The organism is Kosakonia sp. CCTCC M2018092 (assembly GCF_003864115.1).
Lineage (GTDB): Bacteria > Pseudomonadota > Gammaproteobacteria > Enterobacterales > Enterobacteriaceae > Kosakonia > Kosakonia cowanii.
In genome coordinates this window covers 794,172-802,638 of sequence record NZ_CP034225.1, presented here as the reverse complement: position 1 = coordinate 802,638, position 8,467 = coordinate 794,172, and the positions used below count along the sequence as shown (strand labels likewise).

The 8,467-nt window shown below is 57.6% G+C and carries 9 protein-coding genes and 1 tRNA gene; 4 read left to right on the top strand and 6 right to left on the bottom strand.

The genetic code is table 11. The features are described 5' to 3' along the window. Positions 1 to 52 precede the first annotated feature (52 nt). Positions 53 to 838, top strand: a complete 786-nt coding sequence (locus EH164_RS03745) for a phosphotransferase (RefSeq protein ID WP_124967337.1) — start codon at positions 53 to 55, stop codon at positions 836 to 838. A gap of 24 nt (positions 839 to 862) precedes the next feature. On the opposite strand, the gene EH164_RS03740 is transcribed toward EH164_RS03745, so the two are convergent. Next, positions 863 to 1,507 (bottom strand): LysE family translocator, encoded by a 645-nt coding sequence (locus EH164_RS03740; RefSeq protein WP_124967336.1) that lies wholly within the window; start codon positions 1,505 to 1,507, stop codon positions 863 to 865. Positions 1,508 to 1,727: 220 nt separating this feature from the next. Here EH164_RS03740 and EH164_RS03735 point away from each other — a divergent pair, with 220 nt between their 5' ends. From EH164_RS03735 to EH164_RS03725, 3 genes are all read left to right on the top strand, one after another. Further along, complete coding sequence (locus EH164_RS03735) at positions 1,728 to 1,955, top strand: hypothetical protein (RefSeq protein ID WP_124967335.1); 228 nt, start codon at positions 1,728 to 1,730, stop codon at positions 1,953 to 1,955. Positions 1,956 to 1,979: 24 nt separating this feature from the next. Further along, positions 1,980 to 2,303: an NIPSNAP family protein gene (locus tag EH164_RS03730; RefSeq protein ID WP_124971250.1), complete on the top strand. Its 324-nt coding sequence runs from the start codon at positions 1,980 to 1,982 to the stop codon at positions 2,301 to 2,303. Between the two features lie 101 nt (positions 2,304 to 2,404). Continuing rightward, positions 2,405 to 2,821: a hypothetical protein gene (locus EH164_RS03725; RefSeq protein ID WP_124967334.1), complete on the top strand. Its 417-nt coding sequence runs from the start codon at positions 2,405 to 2,407 to the stop codon at positions 2,819 to 2,821. Between the two features lie 175 nt (positions 2,822 to 2,996). Here EH164_RS03725 and EH164_RS03720 read toward each other — a convergent pair. From EH164_RS03720 to recJ, 5 genes are all read right to left on the bottom strand, one after another. Then, positions 2,997 to 3,070: transfer RNA gene (locus EH164_RS03720), tRNA-Gly, on the bottom strand. Positions 3,071 to 3,162: 92 nt separating this feature from the next. Then, positions 3,163 to 3,897 carry an amidase activator ActS gene (gene actS / locus EH164_RS03715; protein ID WP_124967333.1) on the bottom strand — a complete coding sequence of 245 codons (735 nt, stop codon included), beginning with the start codon at positions 3,895 to 3,897 and terminating at the stop codon, positions 3,163 to 3,165. A 117-nt stretch (positions 3,898 to 4,014) separates the two neighbouring features. Then, positions 4,015 to 5,532: a lysine--tRNA ligase gene (gene lysS / locus EH164_RS03710; RefSeq protein WP_124967332.1), complete on the bottom strand. Its 1,518-nt coding sequence runs from the start codon at positions 5,530 to 5,532 to the stop codon at positions 4,015 to 4,017. Between the two features lie 9 nt (positions 5,533 to 5,541). Then, a protein-coding gene (gene prfB, locus EH164_RS03705) for a peptide chain release factor 2 (protein WP_124967331.1) occupies positions 5,542 to 6,640 on the bottom strand; the annotation gives its coding sequence in 2 pieces (ribosomal slippage) (positions 5,542 to 6,564 and positions 6,566 to 6,640; 1,098 coding nt in all). A gap of 91 nt (positions 6,641 to 6,731) precedes the next feature. After that, entirely contained in the window at positions 6,732 to 8,465 is a 1,734-nt protein-coding gene (gene recJ / locus EH164_RS03700; protein WP_124967330.1) for a single-stranded-DNA-specific exonuclease RecJ, read from the bottom strand. Between the last annotated feature and the right edge of the window lie 2 nt (positions 8,466 to 8,467).

The window sequence follows — 8,467 nt, the reverse complement described above, 5'->3', positions numbered from 1 at the left end:
GTCATAACCTTTACTCTGCCCGTTATCGCAATATCCTTACCGTGGAGCATCGATGACAGCAGAGAATCTGGCGCAAATGGGTGCCGCGCGGGTGGTGAAAAGGGTTAATGCTGCCGGAATAACGGTGATTGAGAAAGCGCCGGTCAGCAAGGTCGAGTACGCCTTCTACCATCAGGTTGCGCCTGAGCTAAAGCGCGCGGAAATCCTTACCCCAGCTCTGCTGGCAGCCAATGCCAGTTCGCGCGCCCTCACCCTCGAAGCGATTCCCTCCCCTGTTAGCCAGCAAAATGTTACGTGCGACGCCATCGTGTCGATGCTGGCGCGCTTACACCGCTTTGCGCCGGACAGAAACTGGCACTACCACACCCATCGCTGGCCCGACGCGCAGCTGGAGCTGAGCCTGCACCTGCTCGCTTTGCCGGAAGCAGCCACCAGAGCGCTGCGCCGCTGCCAGCGCGACAGCGACAGGCTGTTTGCTGAAGCGGGCCTGATTTCCGGCGACAGTAACGCCGGCAACTGGGGGCAGCGCGAGAACGGTGAGTTTGTGCTGTTTGACTGGGAGCGGTTCAGCACCGGCCACCCGGCGATTGATTTAGCGCCGCTGATAAAGGGCATGGGCACGCCTGAAGAGTATCAACGCCTCGCGGCGCGTTACTGCCGCTTTAATCCGCGGTCAGAAAACGATCTCGCACGTGATATTGCCTTAGCGAAAGCGTGGATTGTCAGCGAAGTCATCACGCTCCTTCACCAGCGACAGAAAGCGGATTTTCCGCGTTTTCAGCACTGGTATCGCTGTTATTTGCCCGACTGGCTTAAGCAGATCGAAACCGTTATCTGACTGCCTCTTTATGCTTAACCTCGCTTAGCGCTTCGTGAGCGCCAGGCGGATCCCCAATGCAATAAACGTGGTGCCGACAATGCGGTCGAGCAGCTTTTGCAGCCCTCGGTTTTGCGAAACCGCGCCCGCCGCGCTGCCCGCCAGCAGGGCGAAAGTGATATCGGTCAGGAAGGCGATCAGCGCGTACGCGAAGCCAAGAATCAGAAATGAGGCAGCATGCTGATCGCCATCCGCCACCACGAACTGCGGGAAGAATGAGATAAAGAAGAGCAGCACCTTCGGGTTGGTGAGCGTGGTGATAAACCCACGCGAGAGCAGCGTGCGGGTGGTCACTTTCGCTTTGATGGACGCACTTTCCTCGCCCTCATCGCGCGGTTTGGCGAATGTGCCGAGGATCATCTTACTGCCGAGGTAGAGCAGGTAGGCAGCGCCGAGGTATTTAATCACGGTGAACATCAGCGGTGAGGCGGTGATCAGCGCCGTTAGCCCGATGGCGCTCGCCACGGCATGCGTACAACTGCCCAACGCCACGCCCGCCGCGGAGATCACCCCGGCACGACGCCCGTTAGCCACGCTTTGCCCGATAACATAAGCCATATCCGGCCCCGGTGTTACCGACAACAGAAAAACTGACAGGGCAAATAGCCCAAAATGCGTAATATCCAGCATCGCTCCCTCCATATTCAGAAGCATAAGTTAACATCGGGATGAGGCAGTAATCCATACCTGGAATGAATAGTTATGCCTTGCAGGGAATAGTTATGCGAATGCAATGTGAGACAGGATCTTATAAGCAGCACTGCTGTGGTTGCCGTGAAATATATCCATAGTGAATGTACCGTCTTTCAGTTAGTCTGTTGGGACGTATCGTCGGCAGAGGCGGCTAAGTATGGATAACCCACTATTTCTCAAAGTGATTGCTGTCGTTCTTCTTGCCACATCGGTGGCGCAAATATTTATCAAAAAGAAAAAAACAACGCACCTTCCCCCTGATATTGCAGAGGCTAACGCCCGCGAGCGCTACCAGTGGCGCCATGTCAGAAGAGTTTTTCGCCTTATGCAGATCGCCAGCGCGATCTATTTCATCGTGCTGGCGTGGAAAGTGATACAGGCATAGCGGCGCGCAATGGAGATGAAGCAAATGAAAACCGTCGAGATACTGCAATACACCCTGCGTCAGGGAAGCGGCGCGGCGTTTCACGCCATCATGCAGGAGATCAGCGTTCCCCTGCATCAGCGCCACGGCATTGATGTTGTGAGGTTTGGCAACTCACTGCACGACCCTGATTGCTACTGTCTGATTCGCGCTTTTGACAGCCCGGAGAGTATGGCTGCGGTGCTGGAGGCCTTTTACGCCAGCGATGCGTGGCGCGCTGGCCCGCGAGAAGCGATTGTGAGCAGCATTGAAACGAGCCTGAAAACGGTGATGACGCTGTCGCCGGAAAGTGTGGAAGGGCTACGATAACTACCAGAGCCTGGGGATGACACCCGCGCGGTGTCAGGCATAATTCGTGTGGATTCAGATTTTCTGTATCCGCCGATAACATCACTTTTAAGAGAGACGCTATGAATACCAGGGCACTATTTTTAGGTTTTTTTCTGTTTGCTGGCTCGCTGAATAGCGCGATGGCGGATAGCTGCCGGTCCAATATTTTTGGTGGAGAGGATTGCCGTTATGACGATGGCACCACATCCAGCAGCCGCTCCAACATTTTCGGCGGGCAGGACACGAAATACAGTGACGGAAGAACCTCAAGCAGCAGAGCCAATATCTTTGGCGGCCAGGATACGAAAAATAGTGACGGTAGCTCTTCCAGCAGCCGCGCCAATATCTTTGACGGCCAGGACACGCAAAATAGCGATGGTAGCTCTTCCAGCAGTCGTGCCAATATCTTCGACGGTCAGGATACGAGAAACAGTGACGGTAGCTCTTCCAGCAGCCGTGCCAATATCTTCGGCGGTCAGGACACAACCCACCATTAATCGCTTTCCGGAATCAGTGCTGTCGGGCGATGTGCTGCCTGGCGGTGCTGATGCCGCGACGCTTCGCTTTCCCCCCCCGCTGTAACGGCAATAAAAATCTCACCGCGATAAGCGTCATTGTATAAACGTGAAGGATGCGATGCAGAAAGCAGGGAAATGAAGAGAGAGGAAATGCTGGAGCGGGCGAAGGGAATCGAACCCTCGTATAGAGCTTGGGAAGCTCTCGTTCTACCATTGAACTACGCCCGCTTTCGAAGTGCTCAGGCATTATAGACCTTACATTGCGTCTGACAACCCACCGATGCGCTAACAGGTTAATTTCTCGCCTGTTAGCGCGCAGATTAACACTTCGGTGCGCTGCCCTGCGGCGGTAAATAGCGCAGCGGATCGATGGCCGTCGCGCGATAACGCAGCTGGAAGTGCAGACGCACGGAGTCGGCATCGCTGCTGCCCATGGTGGCAATCTTCTGCCCGGACTTCACGCTCTGGCCGTTATTCACCAGCAGCGTCTCATTGTGCGCATAGGCGGTGATGTAATCTTCGCTGTGCTTAATCATGATCAGGTTGCCATAGCCGCGCAGCTGGCTGCCGACATAGACCACTTTCCCGGCACCGGCGGCGTAGATCGGCTGCCCGCGCGACCCGGCGATATCAATACCTTTATTACCGCCATCAGAGTTGGAATAGGTAAGGATCACTTTCCCGCTGGTCGGCCAGCGCCAGCAGCGCTGCCCTACGGGCGGCCAGGAGGCTTGCGGTACCGACGAAGAAGGCCGCGCTTTCGCCAGCTTGCCGGAGGAGGAGGAGCTTTTCGACGCCCCTTTCACCTTCAGACGCTGCCCCACTTCGATGGTGTAGGGCGGCGAAATGCCGTTCATACTCGCCAGCTCTTTTACGCTGGTACCGGTGATGCGCGAAATGCGGTACAGGGTATCGCCGCGCTTGACCGTGTAGGTCGCGCCTGCGTAGCTTCCGGTTGAATTATTCCCCGCACAGCCCGCCAGCAGCAGCGAAAATGCCAGGCATATGACCATGCAAAATGGGTTTCTCATCAGGCGTCCTGCGCGCAAAACCATTCCTCGAATAAATTAACGGGCGACATATCATAGCAGCCATACGTGGGATGCCAACCCTTTCACCGGGCAATAAAAAAGCCCCGGCGCGTGAACGTCGGGGCTTCTGGCAATTAGCGGTTATTTAACCGGACGCATCGCCGGGAAGAGGATCACGTCGCGGATGGTGTGGCTGTTGGTAAACAGCATCACCATACGGTCGATACCGATACCCAGACCCGCCGTCGGCGGCAGACCATGCTCCAGCGCGGTGACATAGTCTTCGTCATAGAACATCGCTTCGTCATCGCCCGCGTCTTTCGCTGCCACCTGGTCGGCGAAACGCTTGGCCTGATCTTCAGCATCGTTCAGCTCGCTAAAGCCGTTACCGATTTCACGGCCGCCGATAAAGAACTCGAAGCGGTCGGTGATTTCCGGGTTGTCGTCGTTACGGCGCGCCAGCGGAGAGACCTCTGCCGGGTATTCGGTGATGAAGGTCGGCTGAATCAGGTGCGCTTCCGCCACTTCTTCAAAGATCTCGGTCACAATACGGCCCAGACCCCAGCTCTTCTCAACCTTGATACCGATGCTTTCAGCAATCGCTTTCGCGCTGTCGAAGTTATCCAGATCGCCCATCTCGGTTTCCGGATGGTACTTTTTGATCGCTTCGCGCATGGTCAGCTTCTCAAACGGCTTGCCGAAGTCGAACACCTGCTCGCCGTAAGGCACTTCGGTGGTGCCGAGAATATCCTGCGCCAGCGTGCGGAACAGGGATTCGGTCAGCTCGATCAGATCTTTGTAATCCGCATACGCCATATAGAGCTCCATCATGGTGAACTCTGGGTTATGGCGTACGGAGATGCCTTCATTACGGAAGTTACGGTTGATTTCGAACACGCGATCGAAGCCGCCGACCACCAGACGCTTGAGATAGAGCTCCGGCGCGATACGCAGGTACATGTCGAGATCGAGCGCGTTGTGATGGGTGATAAACGGACGCGCGGAGGCACCGCCCGGGATCACCTGCATCATCGGCGTTTCCACTTCCATAAAGTCGCGGTTGACCATGAACTGGCGAATTCCGGCCATGATGCGGGAGCGAATTTTGAAGGTGTTGCGCGACTCTTCGTTAGCGATCAGGTCGAGGTAGCGCTGACGATAGCGCGCTTCCTGATCCTGCAGGCCGTGGAACTTGTCCGGCAACGGGCGCAGGGCTTTGGTCAGCAGACGCAGCTCGGTGCAGTGGATCGACAGCTCGCCGGTCTTGGTCTTGAACAGCTTGCCGCGCGCGCCGAGGATATCGCCGAGATCCCACTTTTTGAACTGCTCGTTGTAGATGCCTTCCGCCAGATCGTCGCGGGAAACATAGAGCTGAATACGACCGCCCACATCCTGCAACGTGACAAAGGAGGCTTTGCCCATAATGCGGCGCGTCATCATACGACCCGCAACGGCAACTTCGATGCCGAGCGCTTCCAGCTCTTCATTCTCTTTGCCGTCGAATTCGGCGTGCAGCTTGTCAGAGGTCTGGTCACGACGGAAGTCGTTCGGGAACGGAACGCCCTGCTCGCGCAACAGCGCCAGCTTCTCACGGCGGGTTTTCAGTTCATTATTAAGATCGACTGCCGCGTCAGCGCCCTGTGCTTGTTGTTCAGACATGTTGGTTCCTCATAGCCCTGCTTTCAAACTTGCTTCAATAAATTGATCCAGGCTGCCGTCCAGCACCGCCTGCGTGTTGCGGGTTTCAACCCCGGTGCGCAGATCTTTGATGCGGGAGTCATCCAGGACATAAGAACGGATCTGGCTGCCCCAGCCGATGTCGGACTTGGTATCTTCCATCGCCTGCTTCTCGGCATTTTTCTTCTGCATCTCCAGCTCATAAAGCTTTGCTTTCATCTGCTTCATGGCCTGGTCTTTGTTTTTATGCTGAGAGCGGTCATTCTGGCACTGCGTGACCAACCCGGTCGGAATGTGGGTAATACGCACCGCGGATTCAGTACGGTTAACGTGCTGACCGCCCGCGCCGGAGGCACGGTAAACGTCGATGCGCAGGTCAGCCGGGTTGATTTCGATATCGATATCGTCATCCACTTCCGGGTAGACAAACGCGGAACTGAACGAGGTGTGGCGACGGCCGCCGGAGTCGAACGGGCTTTTACGCACCAGACGGTGCACGCCGGTTTCGGTACGCAGCCAGCCGTAGGCATAATCACCGATGATCTTGATGGTAACGGATTTGATCCCCGCCACTTCACCTTCGGACTCTTCGATGATTTCGGTTTTGAAGCCGCGCGCTTCGGCCCAGCGCAGATACATGCGCGTCAGCATGCTGGCCCAGTCCTGCGCTTCGGTACCGCCGGAGCCGGCCTGAATATCGAGGTAGCAGTCGGCGCTGTCGTACTCGCCGGAGAACATGCGGCGGAACTCAAGCTGCGCCAGCTTCTCTTCCAGCCCGTCCAGCTCGGCGACGGCCTCGTTGAAGGTCTCTTCATCGTCGGCTTCAACGGCCAGTTCCAGCAGGCCCGCGACATCTTCCAGCCCCTGGCGCATCTGATCCAGCGTCTCAACGATAGCTTCGAGCGAGGAGCGCTCTTTGCCGAGCGCCTGTGCGCGCTCTGGCTCATTCCATACGTCCGGCTGTTCCAGCTCGGCGTTTACTTCTTCCAGACGCTCTTTCTTGGCGTCATAGTCAAAGATACCCCCTAAGAACGTCGGAGCGCTCCGTGAGGTCCTGAATACGATTTTTTACCGGATTAATTTCAAACATGGTCTGTTTTCTTTTATTGGACTTGTCAAAAAGCGGTGATAAGGGCGAGATTCTACCGGATCTATGCCCTTATTTGTAGCGAATAGTGGCGCTAAAGTGGCCAGAGGTTTTCGATGATCAGCTGCACGCTACGGTTGCCGCGAAACTCGTTAACATCGAGTTTATAAGCGATTTTCACCTGCCGCACGCCGTTGTCCGGCCAGATGGCGGTATCAACGTTAAAGGCGATCCCGTCGAGCAGCGGACCGCCGCCAACCGGCTCCAGCATCACTTTTAAATGACGCTCGCCCACCAGCCGCTGCTGCAACAGGCGAAACTCGCCGTCAAACATCGGTTCCGGGAACATCTGCCCCCACGGGCCCGCCTCGCGCAGCATCTCTGCCACTTCAAGCGTCATCTCCTGGGCGCTAAGCGGCCCGTCGGAGAGAATCTCCCCCTGCAACAGCGCCGGGTCGAGCCACTCGGTGACCAGATCGCCAAAGCGCTGCTGGAAGGCGTCAAAATTGGCCTCTTCAAGCGTTAATCCGGCCGCCATCGCGTGGCCGCCGAACTTCAGCATCATGCCGGGGTAGAGCGTGTCGAGCCGCTCCAGCGCATCGCGCATATGCAGCCCCTGAATCGAGCGCCCGGAGCCTTTCAGCACGCCTTCACCAGCGGGCGCAAAGGCGATCACCGGGCGATGGAAGCGCTCTTTAATGCGCGACGCCAGAATGCCGACCACGCCCTGATGCCACTCGGGATGGTACATCGCCAGCCCGCCGGGCAGCGTCTCACTGCTGCGCTCAAGCTGCTCGCACAGCGTCAGCGCTTCCGCCTGCATGCCCTGCTCAATCTCTTTGCGCGTCTGGTTGAGCGCGTCGAGATCGCTTGCCAGCTGCCGCGCTTCGCCGAGGTTGTCGCACAGCAGCAGCGCCACGCCGACGGACATATCATCCAGACGCCCGGCAGCATTGAGGCGCGGGCCGAGTGCGAAACCGAGATCGCTTGCCGCCAGCTTGTGCGCCTCGCGGTTGGCAATCTCCAGCAGCGCTTTAATACCCGGGCGACAGCGGCCGGCGCGGATACGGCTCAACCCCTGCCAGGTCAAAATACGGTTATTGGCATCCAGCGGTACGACGTCCGCCACCGTGCCCAGCGCCACCAAATCGAGCAGTTCAGCCAGGTTTGGCATCGCAATGCCGCGCGCCTCAAACCAGCCGTTGTCGCGCAGAAAGGCACGCAACGCCAGCATCAGATAGAAGGCAACGCCAACGCCTGCCAGTGATTTCGACGGGAAGTCGCAGTCGCGCAGGTTGGGGTTCACAATCGCCTCAGCCTCGGGCAGCGTGTCGCCGGGCAGATGGTGATCGGTGACCACAACCGGGATACCCAATTCATGGGCACGCGCTACGCCCGCATGGGAGGAGATGCCGTTATCTACGGTCAGGATCAGCTGCGCACCGCGGGCGTGGGCCTGATCGACCACTTCCGGGCTGAGGCCGTAGCCATCATCAAAGCGGTTCGGCACCAGGTAGCTGACGTTGTCACAGCCCAACGAGCGCAGCGCCAGCACGCTTAACGCGGTGCTGGTTGCGCCGTCGGCGTCAAAATCCCCGACCACGATAATGCGCAGCCCTTCGCGCATGGCGTTGTAGAGGTGCGTAACCGCATCATCGATGCCGGTCAGCTGCTGCCAGGGAAGCATCCCTTTTACGCTGCGTTCCAGATCGCGGTCGCTCTTCACGCCGCGGCTGGCATATAAGCGACGCAGCAGCGGCGGGAGTGAATCCGCCAGCACTGCCGCGTCATCCACCTCACGGCGGCGAAGTTGTATCTCAGCTTTCACGG

What these genes read in the sequence shown, in the direction of transcription:
- EH164_RS03745 (WP_124967337.1), top strand. Translation starts at nt 53, where the DNA reads ATGACAGCAGAGAATCTGGCGCAAATGGGTGCCGCGCGGGTGGTGAAA.
- EH164_RS03740 (WP_124967336.1), bottom strand. Translation starts at nt 1,507, where the DNA reads ATGCTGGATATTACGCATTTTGGGCTATTTGCCCTGTCAGTTTTTCTG.
- EH164_RS03735 (WP_124967335.1), top strand. Translation starts at nt 1,728, where the DNA reads ATGGATAACCCACTATTTCTCAAAGTGATTGCTGTCGTTCTTCTTGCC.
- EH164_RS03730 (WP_124971250.1), top strand. Translation starts at nt 1,980, where the DNA reads ATGAAAACCGTCGAGATACTGCAATACACCCTGCGTCAGGGAAGCGGC.
- EH164_RS03725 (WP_124967334.1), top strand. Translation starts at nt 2,405, where the DNA reads ATGAATACCAGGGCACTATTTTTAGGTTTTTTTCTGTTTGCTGGCTCG.
- actS (WP_124967333.1), bottom strand. Translation starts at nt 3,897, where the DNA reads ATGGTTTTGCGCGCAGGACGCCTGATGAGAAACCCATTTTGCATGGTC.
- lysS (WP_124967332.1), bottom strand. Translation starts at nt 5,532, where the DNA reads ATGTCTGAACAACAAGCACAGGGCGCTGACGCGGCAGTCGATCTTAAT.